23 protein-coding genes are annotated in these 24,772 nt (G+C 72.1%); 7 read left to right on the top strand and 16 right to left on the bottom strand.

What is annotated here, in order from left to right:
• The first annotated feature begins 3 nt into the window (after positions 1–3).
• Positions 4–1,377 carry a DUF2637 domain-containing protein gene (locus tag ABZ873_RS24435; RefSeq protein ID WP_360875721.1) on the top strand — a complete coding sequence of 458 codons (1,374 nt, stop codon included), beginning with the start codon at positions 4–6 and terminating at the stop codon, positions 1,375–1,377.
• A 78-nt stretch (positions 1,378–1,455) separates the two neighbouring features.
• On the opposite strand, the gene lysS is transcribed toward ABZ873_RS24435, so the two are convergent.
• The gene (gene lysS, locus ABZ873_RS24430) at positions 1,456–3,195 is read right to left on the bottom strand and encodes a lysine--tRNA ligase (RefSeq protein ID WP_360875719.1); all 1,740 of its coding nucleotides are present in this window, start codon (positions 3,193–3,195) and stop codon (positions 1,456–1,458) included.
• 173 nt (positions 3,196–3,368) lie between these two features.
• On the opposite strand from lysS, the gene argS reads away from it, so the two are divergent.
• Complete coding sequence (argS, locus tag ABZ873_RS24425) at positions 3,369–5,147, top strand: arginine--tRNA ligase (protein ID WP_360875717.1); 1,779 nt, start codon at positions 3,369–3,371, stop codon at positions 5,145–5,147.
• 147 nt (positions 5,148–5,294) lie between these two features.
• The gene (locus ABZ873_RS24420) at positions 5,295–6,092 is read left to right on the top strand and encodes a VOC family protein (protein WP_360875754.1); all 798 of its coding nucleotides are present in this window, start codon (positions 5,295–5,297) and stop codon (positions 6,090–6,092) included.
• A gap of 84 nt (positions 6,093–6,176) precedes the next feature.
• On the opposite strand, the gene ABZ873_RS24415 is transcribed toward ABZ873_RS24420, so the two are convergent.
• Complete coding sequence (locus ABZ873_RS24415; RefSeq protein WP_360875715.1) at positions 6,177–6,449, bottom strand: DUF1876 domain-containing protein; 273 nt, start codon at positions 6,447–6,449, stop codon at positions 6,177–6,179.
• A gap of 200 nt (positions 6,450–6,649) precedes the next feature.
• Here ABZ873_RS24415 and ABZ873_RS24410 point away from each other — a divergent pair, with 200 nt between their 5' ends.
• Positions 6,650–7,015, top strand: a complete 366-nt coding sequence (locus ABZ873_RS24410; protein WP_360875713.1) for a hypothetical protein — start codon at positions 6,650–6,652, stop codon at positions 7,013–7,015.
• A gap of 46 nt (positions 7,016–7,061) precedes the next feature.
• On the opposite strand, the gene hemB is transcribed toward ABZ873_RS24410, so the two are convergent.
• The 6 genes from hemB to ABZ873_RS24380 all read right to left on the bottom strand — a co-directional run bounded on the left by hemB (position 7,062) and on the right by ABZ873_RS24380 (position 14,093).
• Positions 7,062–8,063, bottom strand: a complete 1,002-nt coding sequence (gene hemB / locus ABZ873_RS24405) for a porphobilinogen synthase (RefSeq protein WP_360875711.1) — start codon at positions 8,061–8,063, stop codon at positions 7,062–7,064.
• Positions 8,064–8,256: 193 nt separating this feature from the next.
• Positions 8,257–9,924: a bifunctional uroporphyrinogen-III C-methyltransferase/uroporphyrinogen-III synthase gene (locus ABZ873_RS24400; RefSeq protein ID WP_360875709.1), complete on the bottom strand. Its 1,668-nt coding sequence runs from the start codon at positions 9,922–9,924 to the stop codon at positions 8,257–8,259.
• Positions 9,921–10,889 (bottom strand): hydroxymethylbilane synthase, encoded by a 969-nt coding sequence (gene hemC, locus ABZ873_RS24395; protein WP_360875707.1) that lies wholly within the window; start codon positions 10,887–10,889, stop codon positions 9,921–9,923. Before hemC ends, ABZ873_RS24400 begins: the two co-directional genes overlap by 4 nt.
• Positions 10,886–12,736, bottom strand: a complete 1,851-nt coding sequence (locus ABZ873_RS24390; protein WP_360875705.1) for a glutamyl-tRNA reductase — start codon at positions 12,734–12,736, stop codon at positions 10,886–10,888. The genes hemC and ABZ873_RS24390 overlap by 4 nt, the downstream gene beginning before the upstream one ends.
• Complete coding sequence (locus ABZ873_RS24385) at positions 12,733–13,542, bottom strand: redox-sensing transcriptional repressor Rex (protein WP_360875703.1); 810 nt, start codon at positions 13,540–13,542, stop codon at positions 12,733–12,735. Before ABZ873_RS24385 ends, ABZ873_RS24390 begins: the two co-directional genes overlap by 4 nt.
• Before the next feature lie 272 nt (positions 13,543–13,814).
• A complete protein-coding gene (locus tag ABZ873_RS24380; protein ID WP_360875701.1) occupies positions 13,815–14,093 on the bottom strand; it encodes a glutaredoxin family protein in 279 nt (92 codons plus the stop codon).
• A gap of 118 nt (positions 14,094–14,211) precedes the next feature.
• On the opposite strand from ABZ873_RS24380, the gene ABZ873_RS24375 reads away from it, so the two are divergent.
• The 3 genes from ABZ873_RS24375 (at position 14,212) to ABZ873_RS24365 (ending at position 17,808) form a co-directional block, all read left to right on the top strand.
• Positions 14,212–15,186 carry an HAD-IB family hydrolase gene (locus ABZ873_RS24375; protein ID WP_360875699.1) on the top strand — a complete coding sequence of 325 codons (975 nt, stop codon included), beginning with the start codon at positions 14,212–14,214 and terminating at the stop codon, positions 15,184–15,186.
• A 372-nt stretch (positions 15,187–15,558) separates the two neighbouring features.
• A complete protein-coding gene (locus ABZ873_RS24370; protein ID WP_360875697.1) occupies positions 15,559–16,368 on the top strand; it encodes an ECF subfamily RNA polymerase sigma factor, BldN family in 810 nt (269 codons plus the stop codon).
• A 228-nt stretch (positions 16,369–16,596) separates the two neighbouring features.
• Positions 16,597–17,808, top strand: a complete 1,212-nt coding sequence (locus tag ABZ873_RS24365) for a DUF5667 domain-containing protein (RefSeq protein WP_360875695.1) — start codon at positions 16,597–16,599, stop codon at positions 17,806–17,808.
• A 93-nt stretch (positions 17,809–17,901) separates the two neighbouring features.
• Here the strand turns inward: ABZ873_RS24365 and ABZ873_RS24360 are convergent, their stop codons facing one another.
• From ABZ873_RS24360 to ABZ873_RS24325, 8 genes are all read right to left on the bottom strand, one after another.
• Positions 17,902–18,894, bottom strand: coding sequence for a lysophospholipid acyltransferase family protein (locus ABZ873_RS24360; protein WP_360875693.1), 993 nt, complete (start codon positions 18,892–18,894; stop codon positions 17,902–17,904).
• A complete protein-coding gene (locus ABZ873_RS24355; protein ID WP_360875691.1) occupies positions 18,894–19,970 on the bottom strand; it encodes an NAD-dependent epimerase/dehydratase family protein in 1,077 nt (358 codons plus the stop codon). The genes ABZ873_RS24360 and ABZ873_RS24355 overlap by 1 nt, the downstream gene beginning before the upstream one ends.
• A gap of 95 nt (positions 19,971–20,065) precedes the next feature.
• On the bottom strand, positions 20,066–20,164 hold the full coding sequence (locus tag ABZ873_RS24350) for an AURKAIP1/COX24 domain-containing protein (RefSeq protein WP_003948845.1): 99 nt from the start codon (positions 20,162–20,164) through the stop codon (positions 20,066–20,068).
• A gap of 143 nt (positions 20,165–20,307) precedes the next feature.
• Complete coding sequence (locus ABZ873_RS24345; protein ID WP_008738568.1) at positions 20,308–20,517, bottom strand: helix-turn-helix domain-containing protein; 210 nt, start codon at positions 20,515–20,517, stop codon at positions 20,308–20,310.
• Between the two features lie 114 nt (positions 20,518–20,631).
• Positions 20,632–21,462, bottom strand: a complete 831-nt coding sequence (locus tag ABZ873_RS24340) for a phosphatase (protein ID WP_360875689.1) — start codon at positions 21,460–21,462, stop codon at positions 20,632–20,634.
• A 76-nt stretch (positions 21,463–21,538) separates the two neighbouring features.
• Entirely contained in the window at positions 21,539–22,708 is a 1,170-nt protein-coding gene (locus ABZ873_RS24335) for an acetoin utilization protein AcuC (protein ID WP_360875687.1), read from the bottom strand.
• Positions 22,659–23,876, bottom strand: a complete 1,218-nt coding sequence (locus ABZ873_RS24330; RefSeq protein ID WP_360875685.1) for an MFS transporter — start codon at positions 23,874–23,876, stop codon at positions 22,659–22,661. The genes ABZ873_RS24335 and ABZ873_RS24330 overlap by 50 nt, the downstream gene beginning before the upstream one ends.
• A gap of 43 nt (positions 23,877–23,919) precedes the next feature.
• Entirely contained in the window at positions 23,920–24,573 is a 654-nt protein-coding gene (locus ABZ873_RS24325; protein WP_360875683.1) for an HAD family hydrolase, read from the bottom strand.
• Positions 24,574–24,772: the final 199 nt, after the last annotated feature.

The following is a 24,772-nucleotide window of genomic DNA, read 5'->3' as shown; positions in this document are numbered from 1 at the left end:
GCGGTGGCCGCGATGCAGCTCACTCGTACGCACCGCATACTCATCGGTGTCGTGGTCGCCGGTGCCGTCGTCATCGCGGGCATAGGCTTCGCGGGCTCGTACGCCGCCGTGCGCGAGCTCGCGGAGAAGAAGGGCTTCGGCAGCTTCTCCCTCGTCTTCCCCATCGGCATCGACGCGGGCATCTGCGTGCTGCTGGCCCTGGACCTGCTGCTGACCTGGCTGCGGATCCCGTTCCCCCTGCTGCGGCAGACCGCCTGGCTGCTGACGGCCGCGACCATCGCCTTCAACGGCGCCGCCTCGTGGCCGGATCCGCTCGGTGTGGGCATGCACGCGGTGATCCCGATCCTCTTCGTGGTCACGGTGGAGGCGGCCCGGCACGCGGTGGGCCGGATCGCCGACATCACGGCGGACCGGCACATGGAGGGTGTACGGATCACCCGCTGGCTGCTCTCGCCGATACCGACCTTCAAGCTGTGGCGGCGGATGAAGCTGTGGGAGCTGCGCTCCTACGAGCAGGCGGTCGGCATGGAGCAGGACCGGCTGATCTACCAGGCCCGCCTCCAGGCCCGCTACGGCCGGTTCTGGCGGCGGAAGGCGCCGGTGGAGGCGCTGATGCCGCTGAAGCTGGCGCGGATCGGCGTCCCGCTGTCGGAGACGGCGCCGGAGGCGCTGGCGGTGACCGGCATCGACCCGGCGGTCCTGCCCCCGCTGGAGGACTCCCTCGCGGCGGCCGCCCCGGCGCTGGTGGCGGCCCCGGCCGCGCTCCGGCAGGCGGAGGAGACGCAGCGGGCCGAGGCCGGGGCCCAGCAGCCGGGGGCGGAGGCGCAGCCGCAGCCGGAGCCCGAGCCGGAGCCGTCCGGGCAGCAGCAAGCCTGGGCGCAGCAGCCCCAGGAGATCCCGCAGCAGGCCGCCGCCGCCCACCTCCCGCCCGCCTTCGCCGTGGACCCGACGGCCATGCCCGCGGCCCACAACAGCGCCTGGTTCGCCGGGCCGAAGGCGCCGCAGGCGGTCTACCAGGGCGGCTACAACCCGCAGTACGTCGAGGGCCTGGAGCCGACCCCGGTGCTGCCCCCGATGGGCCCGGAGGAGGAGCACCCGCAGCCGCAGTCGCAGCCGCTGCCCGTCCCCGAGCCGGACCCGGCCGCCGCGGAGGCCGAGGCCGACGGGGACGCCGAGAAGTTCGCGGAGGCGGCGTACGAGGTGTTCCGCACCCACCTGGAGGAGAGCGGCGAGGTGCTGACGGCCGAGCAGCTCGACATACTGCTGGCCGACCGCTACGGGGTGGTGCATCCGCGCAGCGCCTCCCTGATCCGCAAGATCTTCCCGCAGCTCAAGCAGCGCTACCAGCGCGAGCTGGAGAACGAGCACATCGCCTGACCCCGGCCCCGCCGGACGGCGGAAGGGCCCGCACCCCCGTGGGGTGCGGGCCCTTCGCGCTCGGTGCCGCGCGTGACGTCAGACGGCCAGGAGCCTCCGCACCCGGTCCGCGCCCACGGCCAGCAGCAGCGTGGGCAGGCGCGGGCCGGTCTCGCGGGTGACGAGCAGCCGGTACAGCAGCGCGAAGAAGGTGCGCTGGGCGACCTTGAGCTCCGGCGTGGGCTTGGCGTCGGGCTCCAGGCCGGCCATGACCTTGGGCACGCCGTAGACGAGCGTGGTCAGGCCGTCGAGGGACCAGTGCGAGTCGAGCCCTTCGAGGAGCAGACGCAGCGAGGCGCGGCCCTCCTCGTCCAGGGAGGACAGCAGCTCGGTGTCGGGCTCCTCGCGGACCAGGGTGCGCTGGTCGGCCGGGACCTGGGTGGTGATCCAGTTCTCGGCGCGGTCCAGGCGCGGCCGGACCTCGTCGAGCGAGGTGAGCGGCTGCGAGGGGTCGAGGTCGGCCAGGATGCGCAGGGTCTGCTCGTCGTGGCCGGCGGTGATGTCGACGACCGAGGCGAGGGTGCGGTACGGGAGCGGGCGCGGGGTGCGCGGCAGCTCGTGGGAGGCCACGCGGACGGCCCGGGAGTGCGCGGCGGCGTCGGCGGGGAGCACGCTGCCGTCCGCGACCTTGCCCTCCAGCTTGTCCCACTCGTCGTAGAGCCGCTGGATCTCCTGGTCGAAGGCGATCTTGAAGGACTGGTTCGGCCGGCGGCGGGCGTACAGCCAGCGCAGCAGCTGCGGCTCCATGATCTTGAGCGCGTCGCCCGGGGTGGGGACGCCGCCCTTGCTGGAGGACATCTTGGCCATGCCGCTGATGCCGACGAAGGCGTACATCGGGCCGATGGGCTGCTCGCCGCCGAAGATGTGGACGATCTGGCCGCCGACCTGGAAGGAGGAGCCGGGCGAGGAGTGGTCGACGCCGGAGGGCTCGAAGACGACGCCCTCGTAGGCCCAGCGCATGGGCCAGTCGACCTTCCAGACCAGCTTGCCGCGGTTGAACTCGCTGAGCTTGACCGTCTCGGTGTGCTGGTCCTCGGTGCACACGTAGGTCATCTCGGTGGTCTCGTCGTCGTACGAGGTGACCTTGGTGAAGTCCTTGCCGCACTCGGCGCAGTACGGCTTGTACGGGAAGTACCCGCCCTCGCCGCTGCTGCCGTCGTCCTCGGCGGCGGCGCCGGAGCCCTCGGCGGCCTCCAGCTCGGCCTCGTCGACCGGCTTCTGCTGGGGCTTCTTGCCGCCCGGCTTCTGCTTGGTGCGGTACTGGTCGAGTACGGCGTCGATGTCGCCGCGGTGCTTCATCGCGTGCAGGACCTGCTCGCGGTAGGCGCCGGAGGTGTACTGCTCGGTCTGGCTGATCGGGTCGTACGCGACGCCGAGGTCGGCCAGGGCCTCGACCATGGCGGCCTTGAAGTGCTCGGCCCAGTTCGGGTACGGGGAGCCCTCGGGGGCGGGGACGGCCGTCAGCGGGCGGCCGATGTGCTGGGCGTGGGACTCCTCGGTGACACCGGGGATGCCCTTGGGGACCTTGCGGTAGCGGTCGTAGTCGTCCCAGGAGATGAGGTGGCGGACCTCGTGGCCCCGGCGGCGGATCTCGTCCGCGACCAGGTGCGGGGTCATGACCTCGCGCAGGTTGCCCAGGTGGATCGGGCCGGAGGGGGAGAGACCGGACGCGACGACGACGGTTTTACCCGGGGCCCGGCGCTCCGCCTCGGCGAGGACCTCGTCCGCGAAACGGGAGACCCAGTCGGTCTCGGTGCTGCTCTGCGCGCTCTGAGCCACGACACGTCCTTCTACTCGAATGCTGGCTTCGGCCATTCTCCCAGACGGAAGAGGCCGCTCCGGGGTTGCCTTATTGCAGAGATCCGCAAATGACTCCCGTGGGATACTCGGCAGGCGCTCCGTAAGTCGTTGTACGGAGCCCCCGATCACCAGACTCACAGGAACGGCAGCTCATGGCCTCGGTCCCCTCGCTCGCTTCGTCCGTCAACCAGCGCGTCGCCGACGCCCTCGTCTCCGCGCTGCCGGAGGCCGGGGCGGCCGACCCGCTGCTGCGACGAAGCGACCGGGCCGACTTCCAGGCCAACGGCATCCTGGCGCTCGCGAAGAAGGCCAAGGCCAATCCGCGGGAGCTGGCGGCGACCGTGGTCGACGGCCTGGACAAGGGCGGGGTGATCAAGGAGATCGAGGTCTCCGGCCCCGGCTTCCTCAACATCACCGTCTCGGACGAGGCGATCATCAGCACGCTCGCGGCACGCGCGGCGGACGACCGGCTCGGCGTACCGCTGAACCCCTCCGCGGGCACGACGGTGATCGACTACGCCCAGCCGAACGTCGCCAAGGAGATGCACGTCGGCCACCTGCGGTCCGCCGTGATCGGTGCGGCGATGGTGGAGATCCTGGAGTTCACGGGCGAGAAGGTGGTCCGCCGCCACCACATCGGCGACTGGGGCACCCAGTTCGGCATGCTGATCCAGTACCTGCTGGAGCACCCGCACGAGCTGGACCACTCCGCGGACGCGGCGGACGGGCAGGCGTCGGGCGAGGAGGCGATGTCGAACCTGAACCGCCTCTACAAGGCTTCGCGCGCGCTCTTCGACTCCGACGAGGAGTTCAAGACCCGGGCCCGGTCCCGGGTGGTGGACCTCCAGGCGGGCGAGCCGGAGACGCTGGCCCTGTGGCAGCGGTTCGTGGACGAGTCGAAGATCTACTTCTACTCCGTCTTCGACAAGCTGGACATGGACATCCAGGACCCGGACGTGGTCGGTGAGTCCGGCTACAACGACATGCTCGTGGAGACCTGCAAGCTGCTGGAGGAGTCGGGCGTCGCCGTCCGCTCCAACGGCGCGCTCTGCGTGTTCTTCGAGGACGTCAAGGGCCCGGACGGCAACCCGACCCCGCTGATCGTCCAGAAGTCCGACGGCGGCTTCGGCTACGCGGCCACCGACCTGTCCGCGATCCGCGACCGGGTGGGCAGCCTGGGCGCGACCGAGCTGATCTACGTGGTGGACGCGCGGCAGTCCCTGCACTTCAAGATGGTCTTCGAGACGGCACGCCGCGCGGGCTGGCTGAACGACGAGGTGAAGGCCGTACAGCTGGCCTTCGGCACGGTCCTCGGCAAGGACGGCAAGCCGTTCAAGACCCGTGAGGGCGAGACCGTCCGCCTCGTCGACCTGCTGGACGAGGCCGTGGACCGGGCGACCGCCGTGGTCCGGGAGAAGGCGGAGAAGGTCGGCCTGACGGAGGAGGAGATCGCCGAGAACGGCCGGTACGTGGGCATCGGCGCGGTGAAGTACGCCGACCTGTCGACCTCCGCCTCGCGCGACTACAAGTTCGACCTGGACCAGATGGTCTCGCTGAACGGCGACACCTCGGTGTACCTCCAGTACGCGTACGCCCGCATCCGGTCCATCCTGCGCCGGGCCGGCGACCGCAAGCCGGTCGCGCACCCGGAGCTGGAGCTGGCTCCGGCGGAGCGCGCGCTGGGCCTGCACCTGGACGGCTTCGGCGAGCTGATCGCGGAGGCGGCGGCGGAGCACGCGCCGCACAAGGTGGCGGCGTACCTCTACCAGCTGTCGTCGCTGTTCACGACGTTCTACGAGCACTGCCCGGTGGTGAAGCCGGAGCCGGAGCCGGTGGTGGGCGAGAACCGCCTCTTCCTGTGCGAGCTGACGGCCCGCACCCTGAACAAGGGCATGTCCCTCCTGGGCATCCGCACCCCCGAAAAGCTCTGACGGCCTCAGGCACCACCCGTACGGCCCCGGCGTCCCGCGCCGGGGCCGTACCCGTTCACCCGTTCGGCCCGGTTCCGGGTGGGTGGGGCGGGTAGGGGACGGCGCGTCCTTCCCCCGCGACGCCCCTCGGAGGCATCCGTGCCCGACATGAACGGCCCCTACAAGCCCGGCACCCCCTGCTGGATCGACCTGATCGTCCCCGACCAGCAGGCGGCCCTCGACTTCTACTGCGACCTCTTCGGCTGGCAGGGCGAGGTCGGCCCGGCCGAGCAGGGCGGGTACTCCGTCTGCACCCTCAAGGGCAAGCCGGTCGCCGGGATCATGAAGGCGATGAACCCGGACGGCAGCGCCCCGGACCCGCTGCCGCCGACCGCGTGGACCACGTACCTGTCCACCGACTCCCTCGACTCCACCCTCAAGACCGTCACGGACGCGGGCGGTTCGGTGATGATGGGCGCGGTGGACGTCATGGACCTCGGCCGGATGGCCCTGGTCTCCGACCCCACGGGCGCGGTCGTCGGCCTGTGGCAGCCGGGCACCTTCGACGGGGCGGGCATCGTCAACGAGCACGGCGCCCTCATCTGGAGCGAGCTGACCACCCCCGACATGCCGGCCGCGGCCGCGTTCTACTCGGCGGTGCTGCCGGTGACGACGGCCCGCTCGGAGATGCCGGGGGCCGAGGAGTACATCGAGTTCAAGGTGGGCGACCGGGCCGTCGGCGGGATGATGGACATGAGCAAGATGCCGCCGGGCGTGCCCCCGCACTGGCAGGCGTACTTCCACGCGGACGACGTGGACGCGATCCAGGCGGCCGCGGTCCGCGCCGGCGGCGCCGTCCTCGCCCCGGCCTTCGACATGGTCGCGGGCCGCATGGCGGTCCTGGCCGACCCCCAGGGCGGCGCCTTCTCGGTGATCACCGCCTCCTCACCGGAACAGCCGGCCTAGGCGGCAGAGGCGGCAGAGGCGGCACCGACGGCAGAGCCCGCCGAGGAGTCCCCCGGCCGCCGGGGACTCCTCGGCGGGCGGGGCCTACTGGTGGAGCGGGTAGGAATGGCGGCCCGTCGCCTCGTCGATCTCCGCGTGGGCCTTCTGCAACATCTGCGACGCGATGTCCATGAGCGCGCGAGCGCCCGCGATCTCCTCCCCGACCCTCAGCTGCTCCGGGTCGGAGGGGTGCCGCAGGGCGTAGCCCCGCGCCTTGATCTCGGAGCCGTCCCCGAGCCTGACCAGGGCCGCCGCAGTGGTGCGGTGGCCGTCCTCGGTGAATTCGAGCTCCACGTGCCATCCGACGAGCGTGGACACGGTGCCTCACCTCCAGGGCTCACCTTTTCCCTCCAGGGTGCGCCTGCGGGGGGTGGCACGCGAGCGGGGGTGGCGGCGCCGTCTCCCCGCGCACGGTGCGCGAGCGGCGGACGACGGACGGGACACCCCCGTACCTCCCACCCCGCGACCTGAGTACGAGCGCTCATGTCCGCCCGCCGCGCGGCGAGTTCACTGGGCGCATGACCACCGACACGGCCACCCCCGCCCCCGGCACCGACCGCCAGCCCCGCGCGTTCCTCGCGCCGCTCGTCTCGACGCTGCTCACGCTGCCCATGGCCGCCGTCGTGTTCTTCTTCGTCGGGCTGTCGCCCATGGCCTGCGATTCCTGCGGGGAAGCGGCCAGCGACCGGTTCGACGAGTCCTACCGCATCGCCTTCCCCGTCTTCGGGTTCGGCCTGCTCCTCGTCCTGGGGCTGCTCGTCGCGGCCTGGGCGGTGCCCCGGCAGCGGCGGTATGCCGCCGCCAGGAGGTGGCTGGCCATGGCCGCGCCCGCGGCCGTGCTGCTCGACGCCGCCGTGTTCCAGGGCCTCGTCGCCTGGCCGTAGGCGGCGGCCCGCCCTCAGCGGGTCCCGCCGCCGGCGGCCCGCGCCGTCAGCGGGTCTCGCGCAGCCAGCCCGCGACCTCGGTCGCCCAGTACGTGAGGATCGTGTCCGCGCCCGCCCGCTTGATGCCCAGCAGCGTCTCCAGGATCGCCCGGTCCCGCTCGATCCAGCCCTTCTCCGCCGCCGCCTCGACCAACGCGTACTCGCCGCTGATCTGGTACGCCGCCACCGGTACGTCCACCGCCTGCGCGACCCGGTGCAGGATGTCGAGGTAGGGCCCGGCCGGCTTGACCATCACCATGTCCGCGCCCTCCTCCAGGTCGAGGGCCAGCTCCCGCAGGGACTCGCGGGCGTTCGCCGGGTCCTGCTGGTAGGTCTTGCGGTCGCCCTGGAGGGAGGAGGCGACGGCCTCGCGGAAGGGCCCGTAGAAGGCGGAGGAGTACTTCGCCGTGTAGGCGAGGATCGAGACGTCCTCGTGCCCGGTCTCGTCCAACGCGTCGCGGATGACGCCGACCTGACCGTCCATCATCCCGCTCGGCCCCACCACGTGCGCGCCCGCGTCGGCCTGGACCTGCGCCATCTCGGCGTACCGCTCCAGGGTGGCGTCGTTGTCGACCCGCCCGTGCTCGTCCAGGACCCCGCAGTGGCCGTGGTCGGTGTACTCGTCCAGGCAGAGGTCCGACATGATCACCAGGTCGTCCCCGACCTCGGCCCGCACCTCGCGGATCGCGACCTGGAGGATGCCGTCCGGCTCGGTGCCCGCCGTGCCCAGCGCGTCCTTGTTCTCGTCGGCGGGGACGCCGAAGAGCATGATCCCCGAGACCCCCGCCTCGACCGCCTCCACCGCCGCCTTCCGCAGGGTGTCGCGGGTGTGCTGGACCACGCCGGGCATCGCGGAGATGGGAAGCGGCTCGCTGATGCCCTCGCGTACGAAGGCCGGAAGGATCAGGTCCGAGGGGTGCAGGCGGTGCTCCGCGACCATCCGCCGCATCGCCGGGGTGGTGCGCAGCCGGCGGGGCCGCGAACCGGGGAAGGATCCGTACGCGCTCATCTTCAGTCGCCTCTTCGAGCTTCGACAGCAGTCGCCCCCAGCCTAGAGCCCGCGCCCCGGCCCCTCGGACCCGCGGGACGGATCGGACCCACGGCCCGGATCCGGCCCGCAGCACGAAGGGCCCGGGCGCGTGACGCACCCGGGCCCCTCGGCCGTATCCGCGTGAACCCCCGGCGGGCACGGGCTAAACCGCTCACGTCGTACGACGCCTCCGCGCCCCCGGACGCCGCTCGCTCGGCCGGAAGACCGTCTCGCCCGCCTCCTTCGCCGCCTCGCGCCGCGCGGCCCCGTACTCCGCCAGGGCCTCCGCCAGCTTCGACACCGACGGCTCCGGCGACAGCACGTCGACCCGCAGGCCGTGCTCCTCCGCCGTCTTGGCCGTCGCCGGGCCGATGCACGCGATGACCGTGACGTTGTGCGGCTTGCCGGCGATGCCGACCAGGTTGCGCACGGTCGAGGACGAGGTGAAGAGCACGGCGTCGAAGCCGCCGCCCTTGATCGCCTCACGCGTGTCCGCCGGCGGCGGCGACGCGCGCACCGTCCGGTAGGCCGTGACGTCGTCGACCTCCCACCCGAGCTCGATCAGCCCGGCGACCAGCGTCTCCGTGGCGATGTCGGCCCGCGGCAGGAACACCCGGTCGATCGGGTCGAAGACCGGGTCGTACGGCGGCCAGTCCTCCAGCAGCCCGGCCGCGGACTGCTCACCGCTCGGCACCAGGTCCGGCTTCACGCCGAACTCCACCAGCGCGGCCGCGGTCTGCTCGCCCACGGCGGCGACCTTGATGCCCGCGAAGGCGCGCGCGTCGAGCCCGTACTCCTCGAACTTCTCCCGCACCGCCTTCACGGCGTTGACGGAGGTGAAGGCGATCCACTCGTAGCGGCCCGTCACCAGGCCCTTGACCGCCCGCTCCATCTGCTGCGGGGTGCGCGGCGGCTCGACGGCGATGGTCGGGACCTCGTGCGGCACCGCGCCGTAGGAACGCAGCTGGTCGGAGAGCGAGGCGGCCTGCTCCTTGGTGCGCGGTACGAGCACCCGCCAGCCGAACAGCGGCTTCGACTCGAACCAGGACAGGTCCTCGCGGCGCGCGGTCGCGCCGTGCTCACCGACCACGCATATGACCGGACGGCCGCCCTCCGGCGAGGGCAGCACCTTGCCCTGCTTGAACACCTGGGCGATCGTGCCCAGCGTCGCGGACCAGGTCCGCTGCCGCGTGGTCGTGCCCGAGACGGTGACGGTCAGCGGGGTGTCGGGCTTGCGCCCGGCGCCGACCAGCTCGGCGGCGGCCGCCGAGACCGTCTCCAGGGTCGCGGAGACCACGAGCGTGCCGTCGCTGACGCCGACCTCGCTCCAGCAGCGCGCCGAAGCGGTCCGCGCGTCGAGGAAGCGGACGTCCGCCCCCTGCTTGTCGCGCAGCGGGACACCGGCGTACGCGGGCACGCCCACGGCGGTCGCGATGCCCGGCACCACCTCGAAGGGGATCCCCTCGGCGGCGCACGCCAGCATCTCCTCGGCCGCGTCGCCGTCGAGCCCGGGGTCCCCGGTGACGGCACGCACGACCCGCCTGCCGGAGCGGGCCGCCTCCATGACAAGATTGGCCGCGTCCCGGATCACCGGGACACCGGCGGCTGCTGAGACTTCGTCAGCGACCGTCAGCTGCGGCGTGTCGACATTCGCGCGCGCATGCGTCCGTACGACCTCGAGGACTTCGGGCTCCGCGACGAGGACGTCCGCGGCCGCGAGCGCCTCGACGGCGCGCAGCGTCAGCAGACCCGGGTCGCCGGGGCCGGCACCGAGGAAGGTGACGCGTCCGTGGGCAGCGACCGCCGGATAAGCGGAGGTGGTCGGAATTGAGGGGTTCAAAGCGATCGCTCCCCCATCAGACCGGCCGCGCCCTTGGCCAGCATCTCGTCCGCGAGTTCGCGGCCGAGCGCCATGGCCTCGTCGTACGACTGGGGCACGGGACCGGTGGTGGACAGCTGCACCAGCGTCGAGCCGTCGAGGGTGCCGACGACGCCGCGCAGGCGCATTTCATTGACAATCCGTCCGTCGCCCAGGAGATCGGCGAACGCGCCCACGGGTGCGCTGCAGCCGGCCTCCAGTGCGGCGAGCAGGGAACGCTCCGCGGTCACGGCGACCCGGGTGTGCAGGTCGTCGAGCCGGCCGAGCGCGGCGATGAGGTCCGTGGCGGACGCAAGGCACTCGACGGCCAGGGCACCCTGGCCGGGAGCGGGCAGGACGCTGTCCACGGACAGCAGGTCGGTGGCCTCGTCGCCGCGGCCGATCCGGTTCAGTCCGGCGGCGGCGAGCACGACGGCGTCGAGCTGCCCCTCGCGGACGAAACCGATCCGGGTGTCGACGTTGCCGCGGATCGGGACGGTCTCGATCCGCTTGCCGAGCGAGCGCGCCAGGTGGTTCAGCTGGGCGGTGCGCCGGGGCGATCCGGTACCGATCCGGGCGCCGTCGGGCAGCTGCTCGAAGGTCAGGCCGTCGCGGGCGACGAGCGCGTCCCGGGCGTCCTCGCGGCGCGGCATGGCCGCGATCACGAGGTCCTCGGGCTGGGCGGTCGGCAGGTCCTTGAGCGAGTGCACGGCGAAGTCGACCTCGCCGCTCAGCAGCGCGTCGCGCAGGGCGGTGACGAAGACGCCGGTCCCGCCGATCTGCGCGAGGTGCTCGCGCGAGACGTCGCCGTAGGTCGTGATCTCCACGAGCTCGACGGGCCGGCCGGTGAGCTCCCGGACGGCGTCGGCGACGTGCCCCGACTGGGACATGGCCAGCTTGCTCCGCCGCGTACCGAGCCGCAGCGGCTGGTCGGGACGTGTGTTCATGATGCCCGTCCTGGGTCGTCGTCGTTCATCGGATCGGCCGCGTCCGCCCGGCTGACGGAGGCAACCGTCTGAGGGTCGAGGTCGAAGAGTTCGCGCAGCGCGTCCGCGTACCCGGCGCCGCCGGGCTCGCTGGCGAGCTGCTTCACGCGCACGGTCGGCGCGTGGAGGAGCTTGTCCACGACGCGGCGCACGGTCTGGGTGACCTCGGCGCGCTGGCGCTCGTCGAGATCGGGCACCCGTCCGTCGAGGCGCGCCACTTCCATGGCCACGACCTCGGCGGCCATGGCGCGCAGGGCGACGACGGTGGGCGTGATGTGCGCGGCCCGCTGCGCCGCGCCGAAGGCGGCGACCTCCTGGGCGACGATCCCGCGTACGGCGTCCACGTCGGCCGCCATCGGGGCGTCGGCGGAAGCCTCGGCGAGGGATTCGATGTCGACGAGCCGGACGCCGGGGATCCGGTGCACGGCCGCGTCGATGTCCCGGGGCATGGCCAGGTCCAGCAGCGCGAGCCGGACGTCGGCCGCGTGGGCCTGCGTACGGGCGCTCCTGCGGGGCTGCCGCTGCGCGGCGGCCTCACCCTGGTCGGCCCAGGTCCCGTGCAGTTCGAGCGAGTTGGCGTCGACCCCGGTCAGCGCGGCCCGCCCGTCGGGCCCGACAGGACACCCGTCCCCCTCGGCCGCCCCCATACTCCGCACGGCCCCGGCATCCCCCAGCCGCCCGAACACCTCAGCGGCAACAACCAACCGAGCAACAAGCTCGGCATCGGGGGCCACATCCAGCCCGGCCATCGAGCCGGCACCGGGGGCCACATCCAGCCCGGCCATCGAGCCGGCACCGGGGGCCACATCCAGCCCCGCCACCGAACCGGCGACGGGACCAAAGTCCAGCCCCGCCGGCGTTTGAGGCGCGGGGTCCGGGGCGGAGCCCCGGTCGGTGAGCCGCACCGCGTCCACGGGCGACTGCGGTCCGGGGATGCGGGGGCGGAGCCCCTGCTCTGCGGCCCCGGCCTCCCCCCCGGCCACCGCCGCGAGCACGTCGTCCGCCGTCAGCACCAGCCCGGTGGCCCCCGTACAGGACACGACCACGTCGACTCGTGTCAGCTCATCCGCCACCTCAGCCATCGGCACCGCCGAAGCCCGCACCCCGGTGCCCGAGGCAACCAGAATCTCCGCGAGCCGCTCGGCCCGCTCCGCGGTCCGGTTGGCCACCACGATCTCCGCGACACCCACCCGCGCCAGCGTCGCCGCCGCCAGCGAGGACATCGACCCGGCACCGATCACCAGCGCCCGCTTGCCCGCGGCCCACCCGGCCACGGAGGTCCGGGTGGCGAGCTGCTCCAGGCCGAAGGTGACCAGCGACTGCCCGGCCCGGTCGATCCCGGTCTCCGAGTGCGCCCGCTTGCCGACCCGCAGGGCCTGCTGGAACAGGTCGTTGATCAGCCGCCCGGCGGTGTGCAGCTCCTGCCCGAGCGCGAGGGCGTCCTTGATCTGCCCGAGGATCTGCCCCTCACCGACGACCATGGAGTCCAGCCCGCACGCCACCGAGAACAGGTGGTGCACCGCCCGGTCCTCGTAGTGCACGTACAGGTAGGGAGTCAGCTCCTCCAGCGCGACACCGCTGTGCTGCGCGAGCAGCGTGGACAGCTCCGCGACACCGGCGTGGAACTTGTCCACGTCGGCGTAGAGCTCGATGCGGTTGCACGTGGCGAGCACGGTCGCCTCGGTCGCCGGTTCGGCGGCGAGGGTGTCGTGCAGCAGCTTGGCCCGGGCGTCACCGGACAGCGAGGCCCGTTCCAGCACGCTGACGGGGGCACTGCGGTGGCTCAGGCCGACGACGAGCAGACTCATGCCGGCATCACCGCCGGGACATCGCCCTCGGGGCCGTTCTTGCGGGACTCGGCGGCCGTGCGGCCGGCCGGCGGCAGGACGGCGGCGGCGGGCGCGGCGCCGCCCACGGTGGAGCCGGGCTCGCCGGAGGCCGCGGCGGCCTCCTCGCCGGCCTTGCGCTGCTCGTGGAAGGCGAGGATCTGGAGCTCGATGGAGAGGTCGACCTTGCGCACGTCGACGCCGTCGGGGACGGACAGCACGGTGGGCGCGAAGTTCAGGATGGAGGTGACCCCGGCCGCGATCAGCCGCTCGCTGACCTGCTGGGCGGCGCCGGCCGGAGTCGCGATGACCCCGATCGAGACACCGTTCTCCTCGATGATCTTTTCCAGGTCGTCGGTGTGCTGGACGGGCATGCCGGCGACGGGCCGGCCGGCCATGGCCGGGTCGGCGTCGATCAGCGCGGCCACACGGAACCCGCGCGAGGCGAAGCCGCCGTAGTTGGCGAGGGCCGCGCCGAGGTTGCCGATGCCGACGATGACGACCGGCCAGTCCTGGGTCAGGCCGAGCTCGCGGGAGATCTGGTAGACGAGGTACTCGACGTCGTAGCCGACCCCGCGGGTGCCGTAGGAGCCCAGGTAGGAGAAGTCCTTGCGCAGCTTCGCGGAGTTGACCCCGGCGGCGGCGGCGAGCTCCTCGGAGGACACCGTGGGGACCGATCGCTCGGAGAGCGCGGTCAGGGCACGCAAGTACAGCGGAAGCCGGGCGACAGTGGCCTCGGGAATACCTCGGCTGCGGGTCGCCGGTCGGTGAGTTCGGCCAGTTGCCACGATGCTCCTGCGGGATGAGCGGGGCTGCAGGCGGCCTCTTGTCCCAGGACCGCCCCGTCGACAGCAGGCTATGCCTTTGTGAACGCGTGCACAAAGATTGTGTCCGCTTTGTCCGTCCAAAGTGACCGGGGTCACGCGACGTCGGCGCACAAATCCGGAACCGGTGACACGCCGAACCCGTTCAAATACCAAAGGGGGCAAAACCGTGCACACTCCTCACAGATACGCCCCCAGACCCCACAAATCGCCCATGATGGTAACCGGGAAGGCGCTCAGCCTCCCAACGCCCGCCGGAACCGGTCGGGGTTCACCCGCCAGAAGGTGTGCTGCTCGCCGTCAACCAGGACCACCGGAATCTGCTCCCAGTGGCGCCGGTAGAGCTCCTCGTCCTGTGAGATGTCTTTCTTCTCCCACTGCACCCCGGTTTCGGCGCACACCTTCGCGACGACCTCCTCGGCCTCCTCGCACAGGTGGCACCCGGGCTTCCCGATGAGCGTCACCATCCGCTCGCCGGGGCTCTTCTTCTCTTTACGGCGCAACAAAGGGCTCATGCCCCCATTCTCCCGCTCCCGCACGGGCGGCCCGCGGGCCCGGTCGCGTAGCGAAGAGTTAACGCCTCCGTCTCCCTCCGGTTCGGGAACTCCCGAACACAGTGGCTATGCTCGCGTCATGGCCGCTCCCGGATGGCTCACCCCACGCAGGCGCTCCGCCACCGCACGCAGCGTGCTGGCGGGAGAAGCCTCGGCCGAAGCAGCCCGGAAGACCGCGCTGGCCGGGGCACCCGTACCCCCGGAGGTTGAGGACGGGCCCGCATCCCTCGCGGAGCGGGAGCGGGCCGAGGAGCCCGCCGAGCCCGCCTTCCCGGTCGCCGGCGACGATCTCGCCGCCGCCTTCTTCGACCTCGACAACACCGTCATGCAGGGCGCCGCGATCTTCCACTTCGGCCGCGGCCTCTACAAACGCGAATTCTTCCGCCGCCGCGAACTGGCCCGCTTCGCCTGGCAGCAGGCGTGGTTCCGGCTCGCCGGCGTCGAGGACCCCGAGCACATGCAGGACGCCCGCGACAGCGCCCTGTCCATCGTCAAGGGCCACAAGGTCTCCGAGCTGATGAGCATCGGCGAGGAGATCTACGACGAGTACATGGCCGAGCGGATCTGGCCGGGCACCCGCGCCCTGGCCCAGGCCCACCTCGACGCCGGCCAGAAGGTGTGGCTGGTCACCGCCGCCCCCGTGGAGACGGCGACGATCATCGCCCGCCGGCTCGGCCTCACCGGCGCCCTCGGTACCGTCGCCGAATCGCTCGACGGGATCTACACCGGCCGCCTGGTCGGGGAGCCCCTGCACGGTCCGGCCAAGGCGGAGGCGGTCCGCGCCCTGGCCGCCGCGGAGGGGCTGGATCTGGCGCGCTGCGCGGCGTACAGCGATTCGCACAACGACATCCCGATGCTGTCACTCGTCGGACATCCGTACGCGATCAATCCCGACACAAAACTGCGCAAGCATGCCCGGATCAACGACTGGCGGCTGCGCGACTACCGGACCGGCCGCAAGGCCGTGAAGGTCGGCGTCCCCGCCGCGGCCGGAGTCGGCGCGATCGCGGGCGGCACGGCCGCCGCCATCGCCCTGCATCGGCGCCGCAAGTAGCCCTCCCGGCTCCCGCCCCAGGCCACACCGCACCCCCGCCCACCAGCGCGGAACGCCCGGACGGCCAGGGGCATTCGCTCACCTCTACCCGCGCCCGGGGCGCGGCACTCCCGCATGCCCCGACTCGGTCGCCGGGCCCCATGGAAGCTTCCATTCCGCGCCTCGAAGTGATCAAGAATCGATCACCAATCGCGACTGAATATGCTCTCGACAGGTCACGGAAGTGTCGGAACCGGTGATTTGAGCAACTGGGTGTAGCGCCGCCTGTACGAAGCGTTATTCTCCTCAGACGCATGCCACCGGTCATCTGTCGCCACGACGGGTGAACGGTCCCGCACTGCACGTGATGGAAGCTCTGCCTCTGGGAGTCCCGTGTACCCACCTGTCGGGGTTGACGCCTCGGGCCTGGCTCAGCTGCGCGCAACGGTCCTCGACCACCTGCGCGGCTTCGTCCCCACCGCGTACACCGCCCCCGCCTTCGCCGCCGCGGTCCCTGCCGGCCTCGGCCCGGCCGGTCCCTGCTATGCCCTGACCGACGGCGGGGCGACGGTGGGCAGACGAGGCCGCTCGGGCTCGAACGCCGCCGGGGGCACGAGCACCCAGACCACCCCCCGCCGCCCCCTGGCGGACAGCGACCAGGCCCGCATGATGGACCTGGTCGAGCGCGCCCAGGCCGGCGAGGCCGAGGCGTTCGGCCGCCTGTACGACCAGTACAGCGACACGGTCTACCGGTACATCTACTACCGGGTCGGCGGCAAGGCCACCGCGGAGGACCTCACCAGCGAGACCTTCCTGCGCGCCCTGCGCCGCATCTCCACCTTCACCTGGCAGGGCCGCGACTTCGGCGCCTGGCTGGTGACGATCGCGCGCAACCTGGTGGCCGACCACTTCAAGTCCAGCCGCTTCCGGCTGGAGGTCACCACCGGCGAGATGCTCGACGCGAACGAGGTCGAGCGCAGCCCCGAGGACTCCGTCCTGGAGTCCCTCTCCAACGCGGCCCTGCTGGAGGCCGTGCGCAAACTCAACCCGCAGCAGCAGGAGTGCGTGACCCTGCGCTTCCTGCAGGGCCTCTCGGTCGCCGAGACGGCCCGGGTGATGGGGAAGAACGAAGGAGCGATCAAGACGCTCCAGTACCGGGCGGTCCGCACCCTGGCCCGCCTCCTCCCCGAAGACGCCCGCTGACGGTCCGACCAGACGACACAACACATTCGGTGACCCCTCGATGACGCTGTGGTCCGATCATCCTTCGTCCGTAACCCAAGTGCCGCGACGCTCGTTGTGCGGAATGCAGGCTCCCTGTGGACACGCCTTGCCCGAAGCCGCTCACTCGAAAGTGTGGATGTGCTCAAGGAAGGCAACCTTCCGGACACCTTGGGGAGTCGATCGTCATGACGAGAGGAGGTGCCGCCAGTGATCGCGAACGTGACCCCGCACCGGCGGGCGAACGCCTTCGCCCAGGCCCTGGAGGATCGGAACCCATCCGACCTTTCGGAACCGGACCCGGCGGCCGAGCAGTCCGAGGCACCTGCCGAACCTGCCGACCACGACCGGTTGTTGGCCCTGGCGAGCGTGCTCGGCGAACGTATGCCGCGCCCAGCGCTGGACCCCGAGGTCAAAGTGGTGCAACGAGCCCAGCTCGTGGCCGCCATGGAGGCCATGGTGATGGAGGAGAGGGCCGGGGGCGGTGCCGCCTCGGACCCTCAGGTGCCCGAGCAGCGGACCGGCCGCGGCGCCCACCGGGCGACCCCGCTCCGGAAAATGCGGCCCCGCTCCCGCTGGTCCAAGGGCATCGCAGCGGGCGGCCTCACCGTGGGTGTGGCCGCGGGGGCCTTCAGCGGAGTGGCCGCTGCCAGTTCCGACGCCCTGCCCGGTGACCACCTCTACCCCGTGAAACGGGGCATGGAGGATCTCAAGCTGGGCATGGCCGACGACGACGCGGAGCGCGGCGAGCTCTATCTCGACCGGGCCTCCAACCGTCTCTCGGAGGCCCGCCGGCTGATGGAGCGGGGCCGGACCGGCACCCTGGACCACGAGTCCCTGGGCGCCATCCGCCGCGCCCTCTCCGGCGTCAAGCACGACGCCGAGGAGGGGCACCGGCTGCTCCAGGCGGCGTTCGACCGGGACGGCTCGCTCGGCCCGATGCAGACGCTGTCCTCGTTCTCCCGCTCCCACCGCGACGCGTGGGGCAAGCTGCGCGAGAAGCTGCCCGTCCAGCTCACGGACGTCGGCGGCGAGGTGGAGTCGGTCTTCCAGGCCATAGACGAAGACGTGGCGCCGCTGCAGAGCCTGCTCCCCAAGCCCCCGGAGCAGCGAGGCGGTTCCGGCGCGTCCGGCTCGCCCGCCAAGCCGGACGCCCCGACCAGCGGCGCGAAGCAGTCCGCGCCCGCCTCGGGCACGCCCTCCGGGAGCAGCCCGGCGGCGCCGTCGCCCTCGGGCGGCAGCAGCAAGCCGCCGGCCGGTGGCCTCCTCGGCGGTACGGGCGATCTGCTCAACCCGCCCGCGGGGCAGTCCGTACCGCCCACCCCGGGCACCTCCGAGGCGCCCAAGCCGGACATCACCATCCCGCCCCTGCTGCCGGGGCTGCTGCCGGGCCTCGGGCTCGGCGCGGAGGACGCGGACTAGCTCCGCGGGCCGCCGGACACGGGTGTGGGCCGGGGTATGCGTACCCCGGCCCACGCCGCCATGTCCGCGTACCCCCGGAAGGCGCCAAGGGCGTCAGAAGAAGACAGACCTGCGCTGCACCAGCAGCTTGTACAGCGTGTGCTGGATCTGCTCCCGCACCTGGTCCGTCAGGTTGAACATCAGCATCGGGTCCTCCGCCGCCTCCGGCGCGTACCCGTCCGTGGGAATCGGCTCCCCGAACTGGATCGTCCACTTCGTCGGCAGCGGCACCGCCCCCAGCGGCCCCAGCCACGGGAAGGTGGGCGTGATCGGGAAGTACGGGATCCCCAGCAGCCGCGCGAGCGTCTTCGCGTTGCCGACCATCGGGTAGATCTCCTCCGCCCCCACGATCGAGCAGGGCACGATCGGCGTGCCCGCCCGGAGCGCCGTCGAGACGAACCCGCCCCGCCCGAAGCGCTGGAGGCGGTACCGGTCCCCGAACGGCTTCCCTATCCCCTTGAAGCCCTCCGGCATGACCCCGACCAGCTCCCCGGCCTCCAGCAGCCGCTGCGCGTCCTCCGCGCAGGCCAGGGTGTGCCCCGCCTTCCGGGCGATCTCGTTCACCACCGGCAGCATGAACACCAGGTCCGCCGCCAGCAGCCGTACGTGCCGCTGCGCCGGGTGCCGGTCGTGCACGGCGACCTGGAGCATCAGCCCGTCCAGCGGGAGGGTCCCGGAGTGGTTCGCGACGATCAGCGCGCCGCCCTTCGCCGGGATGTTCTCGATGCCCTTCACCTCGACCCGGAAGTACTTGTCGTACACCGGCCGCAGCAGGGACATCAGGACCTGGTCCGTCAGCTCCTTGTCGTAGCCGAACTCGTCGACCTCGTACTCGCCCGTGATGCGCCGCCGCAGGAAGGCCAGTCCGCCCGCGATCCTGCGGTCCCAGCCCTCCCCGCGCCCCGCCCCGGCGGGCCCGGCGGCCTCCGGAGCCTCCGGCGCCTCGGGGATCTCCTGCGGCTCGGGCGGCGGAACGGCCCGCACCCGGCGGGGAGTACGCCGGCGCGGCCGGTCCTCGTCGAACGGAATGACCTTGGCGTCCGCCACTATCGCTTCGCTCCTTCAGCCGTGTCGGCGTCGTCCCGCGTGCCGTCCGCGTCCAGCATGGCCGCCACCCGGTCCACGGCCCGCCCGACCCGCTCGGGCGGCAGCAGGCCGTTCCCGCGGCTGCGGGCGAAGTCCGCGAAGGTCTCGGTGGTGGTGTAGAGGGGGTCGAAGCCCAGGACCTCCCGCATCTGCGTGGTCTCCACGACCCGGCCGTGCGTGAGCAGCCTCATCTGCTCCGGCGAGAAGTCGGTGACCCCCACCGCCCGCAGCGCGGACCCCACCCAGGTGAGCGCCGGCAGCAGCAGCGGCAGCGTGGGCCGCCCGAGCCGCCGCGAGCACTGCGACAGCAGCAGGACGCCGTCCCCCGCGATGTTGAAGGTCCCGCTGTTCAGGGTGCCGCGCCGGGGCTCCAGGGCCGCCAGCCGCAGCACTTCGAGTACGTCGTCCTCGTGGACGAACTGCAGCCGCGGGTCGTAGCCCAGCGCGGTCGGCATCACCGGCATGGAGAAGTAGTCGGCCAGCGCCGAGTCCGCGAAGGGCCCCAGGATGTTGGCGAAGCGCAGGACGCACACCGCCACGTCCGGCCGCCGGCGCGCGAAGCCCCGTACGTACCCTTCGACCTCGGCCGCGTCCTTGGCGAAGCCGCCCGAGGGCAGCGACTTGGGCGGGGTGGTCTCGGTGAAGACGGCCGGATCCCGCGGGGTGCCCCCGTACACGCTGGTACTGGACTTCACCACGAGCCGCCGGACCGTCGGGGACTTCTGGCAGGCTCCGAGGAGCTGCATGGTCCCGATGACGTTGGTCTCCTTGACGGCGCTGTACGCGCCGCCCGCGCCCGCCCGGCCCCCGGTGACGGCCAGATGGACCACGGTGTCCACGGCGTGCTCGGCCAGGACGCGGACGATCGAGGACTGCCTGATGTCCGCCCGGACGAACTGCGCCGATCCCAGCCGGTGCGGTGGCGGCATCGCGTCCACCGCGATGACCCGCTCGACGTCCGGATCCCGCTGGATCCGGCGCACGAAGCGGCCGCCCAGCTGCCGGGCCGCCCCGGTGACGAGTACGACCTTCCCCACGAGCTCAGCGCCTCCCTAGAAAAAGTCCCCGGCTGCACCGCAGCCCCTCCACCAAGAATGGTGGAGGGGCTGCGGAGAACACGTACAGCTGCCGTTTACTTCTTGTTACGGCGCTGGACGCGGGTGCGCTTGAGCAGCTTGCGGTGCTTCTTCTTGGCCATCCGCTTGCGCCGCTTCTTGATAACAGAGCCCACGACTACCCTCGCTCACTTCTTCTTCACTGGTGCGGGGCGTCTGGGCCCACACGACCTACGTCGGCCTAGCCTACCCGCCCGAGCTCCGAGCCTGTAATCCGAGTGCCTCGCAGGGGTCACGAAGGCGCCATGAGCCGTCAGTCTCAGGCCGACTCCACCCCCACATAGGACTCTCGGAGGTACTCGTGGACCGCGTTCTCGGGGACCCGGAAGGACCGGCCCACCCGGATCGCGGGCAGATGACCGTTGTGCACCAGGCGGTACACGGTCATCTTCGACACTCGCATCACCGAGGCGACCTCCGCCACGGTCAGGAACTGAACCTCACTGAGAGGCCTCTCGCCAGCAGCCATGACACACCTTGACCTTCCGCGCATGACGGGCACCGGCTTCCCCTCCGGTTACTCCTCGTCGTCGCACGCTCACTCCCCAGAGTAGGGGCGCGTGATACGAGTGGGGAAGAGGAGCTACGGCCACTCCTGTCGCCCCGTCAGACTCGCCCGGCCCAACACGTACCGGGCAAGCGGATGGTAGTAGTCCGATCGCACGCCGTCATCAACCGGAACGGCCACCGATACCCGCCCCTCCGCTTCGCCGACGAACAGCGCGGGATCGTCGGTGTCCGCCAGCCCGATCGCCTCCACGCCGAGCTGACCTGCACCGCAGACCCAGCCGTGGTCCCCCACGACCAGCTCCGGCAGCGGTCCGCCCGCCTCCGCCAGGGCCTCCAGCGCCAGCCGAACCGGCAGGGGCGAATGACTGTGCACGCCGGTCGCACTTCCCGGCGCCCGCACGCCGGGTTCCCGCACCAGTGCGACCCCTCGTACGTAGGCGATGCGATGCGCGCGTACGCCGAACCGGGTCGCCATGTCGACATGCACCCCCTGCGCCGGGGTGAGGACAACACATCCCGCCGCCGACATCGCCTCGGCCAAACCGGCGTAGAAACCCAGGAGCCGATGCGGATGCCCCGTCCCGAACAGCACCGGCGAGCGCGCCCGCGCCGCCGCCGCCAGCCGCGCCGCGAAGGCGTCCAGCGCGGCCAGCGTGCGCTCCGGATCGATCACGTCCGGGCCGCTGACATGCGCCGGATCCCCCGAGACCCCGCACTTGCGCGCCATCAGCCCCAGGAGCTCCCGCTCGTCCCAGACCCACTCCGGATCCAGCCCGAGCATCACCCGCGGATCGCCCGCCGCGAACAGCCGGTAGCTGCGCAGGCTCTCCTCCCGGGAGGTCGCGACGGGCCCGGCCAAGCGGGCGGCCAGCAGATGCGCACGCAGCGCGCCGGTGCTCAACACCCGTCCGATGCTGCCCCAACCCACCTGCCGGGGCATCAATTCCGGCGAACAGCCCCACAGTTGGCGTAACGATGCATCAGGTCAGCATCCCGCGCAGCGGGAACACCGCCCGCCGGGTGGCGAGTACGGCCTGATCCGTGCGGTCCGCCGGATCGTAGCCCTCCTCCCAGTCCCGCCAGGACGGGGTCCGCCCGTCCGTCATCCGGCCCGGCGCCAACTGCCGCGTCCGTGCGTACACTTCGTCGCGCCAGGCCGCCGGGACCGCCGCGAGCGGATCCACCGGCCGGTGCGCCGCGATTCCCACCAGATGCGTCCACGACCGCGGTACGACGTCCACCACCGCGTACCCGCCGCCGCCCAGCGCCAGCCAGCGCCCGTCCGCGTACGTGTGCGCCAGCCCGTGGCACGCCTCCTGCACGGCCCGCTGGGCGTCCAGGGAGACCGCCAGGTGCGCGAGCGGGTCCTCGAAGTGCGTATCGGCCCCGTGCTGGGTCACCAGCACCTTCGGCCGGAAGTCCGCCAGCAGCTCCGGCACCGTCGCGTGGAAGGCCCGCAGCCAGCCCTCGTCCCCGGTCCCGGCCGGCAGCGCCACGTTCACCGAGGAGCCCTCGGCCGCCGGGCCGCCGGTCTCCTCCGGCCAGCCGGTCTGCGGGAACAGCGTCCGCGGATGCTCGTGCAGGGAGACCGTCAGCACCCGCGGGTCGTCCCAGAACGCCTCCTGCACCCCGTCCCCGTGGTGCACGTCCACGTCCACGTACGCGACCCGCTCGGCCCCCAGCTCCAGCAGCCGGGCGATCGCCAGCGCCGCGTCGTTGTACACGCAGAATCCGGCCGCCCCGCCCGGCATCGCGTGGTGCAGCCCGCCCGCGAAGTTCACCGCGTGCGCGGCCTCACCCCGCCAGACGGCCTCCGCGCCCGCCACGGACTGGCCGGCGATCAGCGCCGACGCCTCGTGCATCCCGTGGAAGGCCGGATCGTCCACGGTGCCCAGCCCGTACGAGCCGTCGGCCACCCCCGGATCCCGGGACACCTCCCGCACAGCGGCGATGTAGTCCTCCCGGTGGACCAGCCTCAGCGTGGAGTCCCCGGCCGCGCGGGCCGCCCGTACCTCCATGGCCCGGTCCAGCCCGAAGGCGCGCACCAGGCCCATGGTCAGCGCCAGGCGCACCGGGTCCATCGGATGGCTCGGTCCGAAGTCATACCCCGTTACCGCCTCGTCCCACATCAACAACCCGCGGCCGCTCATGGTCGACACCGTATCGGGCGCCCTCCGCGCCGAACGAACGGGCGTGGAACAGCGTCACCAGGACCAGCCCCATCGGCACGAGCATCGCCCCCCGGTAGCTCCACCCGTCCCCCAGCGCACCCACGAGCGGGGAGCCGACGAGGAAGCCGACGTAGTTGAAGATGTTCAGCCGCGCGACCGCCGTGTCCGAGGCCCCGGGGAACAGCCGGCCCGCCGCGGCGAAGGTCTGCGGCACGATCACGCACAGCCCGATCCCCAGCAGCGTGAAGCCGAGCATGCCCACGGCCGGCCCCGGAGCGGCCGCGACCACACCGAACCCGCCCGCGGCCACCAGTGTCCCCGCCCGCACCACGGCCACGGCCCCGAACCGGCGCACGCCCAGGTCCCCGACGGCCCGCCCGACGAGCGTGGTCACCATGTAGACGTTGTAAGGGACGGTCGCCAGCTGCTCGGAGCTGCCCAGCACGTCCTGGAGGTACTTGGCACTCCAGTTCGCCACCGTCGAGTCCCCGATGTACGCGCACGCCATCACCAGGCACAGCGGCAGCAACAGCCCGAACCCGCCCCGGCCCAGCCCCTCGCCCCCGGCGCCCTCCCCCGGGGCCTTGTGGTCGACGTAGAACCGGCTCCCCAGCAGCGCCAGCGGCAACAGCACCGCCACCGCCGGGAGATAGCCCACGAAGAGGTCCAGATGCCAGTGCGCCCCCGCCCAGGCGGCCGAGGCGCCGAGGATCCCGCCGAGGCTGTAGGAGGCGTGGAAGCCGAGCATGATGCTGCGCCCGTACGCCCGCTGGAGGCTGACGCCGAGCATGTTCATCGAGGCGTCCAGCGCACCCACCGCCAGCCCGAACGCCCCCAGGGCCACCGCCGCCTGCCACATCCGGTCGCCGGCGCCGACGCCCAGCAGGGACAGCAGCACCAGCGGCTGCGCCCACCGCAGTACGACGCTGGGCGCGACCCGCTTCACCAGGTGCTCGGTGGCGACGCTGGCCGCGCCGGCCAGCACCGGGACGGCGGCGAGGAAGACGGGCAGCAGCCCGTCGGATATCCCGTACCGGTCCTGGACGGCCGGGATCCGGGTGACGAGGAGGGCGAAGGTGACGCCCTGCACGAAGAAGCTGAACCCCAGCGCACCGCGGCCGCGCCGCAGCCGCACATCATCGGTCATGGCGGGTCAGCGTAGGCCCCGGGGCTACCCGTGGGTAGAGAGATCACACAGGCAGTTGGAGGAGCAGCGGGAGCCGCATCATGTCCCCGAAGTACCCGGTGGCACCGGGCAGCTGCTCGGCGGGCATCACGGCGGTGAACCCGTACACGTCCATCCCGGCGGCCACGGCGGCCTCGACGCCCCGGGGGCTGTCCTCGATGACCACGCAGCGGGAGGGCTCGACGCCCATCTGCCGCGCCGCGTGCAGGTAGAGGTCCGGGGCGGGCTTGCCGCGGCCCACATCGGCCGCGCTGAAAATCCACTCCTCCTCGAACCAGCCGTCGAGTCCGGCCACCCGGTGCCCGACGCGGATGCGCTCGTGGGTACCGGAAGAGGCGAGGCAGTAGTTGATCCCGTGGGCGGTGAGCGCGCCGAGGACGTCCTCGACCCCGGGGACGGGCTTCAGCTCCTGCTCGAACGCGGCGGCGGTGCGGGCCTCCAGCGTCTCGTCGAAGTCCGCGGGCAGCCGCTGCCCGGTCCGCTCCTGGACGAGGTCGTGCACGCGGTGCACGGCGGACCCCATGTAGTCGCGGACCGATTCCTCGTAGGTGGTCGGGTGCCCCAGCTCGGTCAGGTAGCCGGCGAGGACGCTGTTGGCGATCGGCTCGCTGTCCACCAGCACGCCGTCGTTGTCGAAGATGACGAGGTCATAGCCCATGGCCCCACAGTACGGAGCCCAGGCAGGCGGAACGGGTTCCGCCGTGCCCGGCCGGGCGTCGGGTCACCCGACCGGCCCGTGAACGCAGAAAAGCCCCGCACCGAACCCTGAAAGGGCTGGTGCGGGGCTTTCCCACAATGATTGTTCGGCGGCGTCCTACTCTCCCACAGGGTCCCCCCTGCAGTACCATCGGCGCTGA

The sequence above is a fragment of the Streptomyces sp. NPDC047014 genome (assembly GCF_040644195.1).
GTDB lineage: Bacteria > Actinomycetota > Actinomycetes > Streptomycetales > Streptomycetaceae > Streptomyces.
This window is presented reverse-complemented; position numbering and strand designations above follow the sequence as displayed.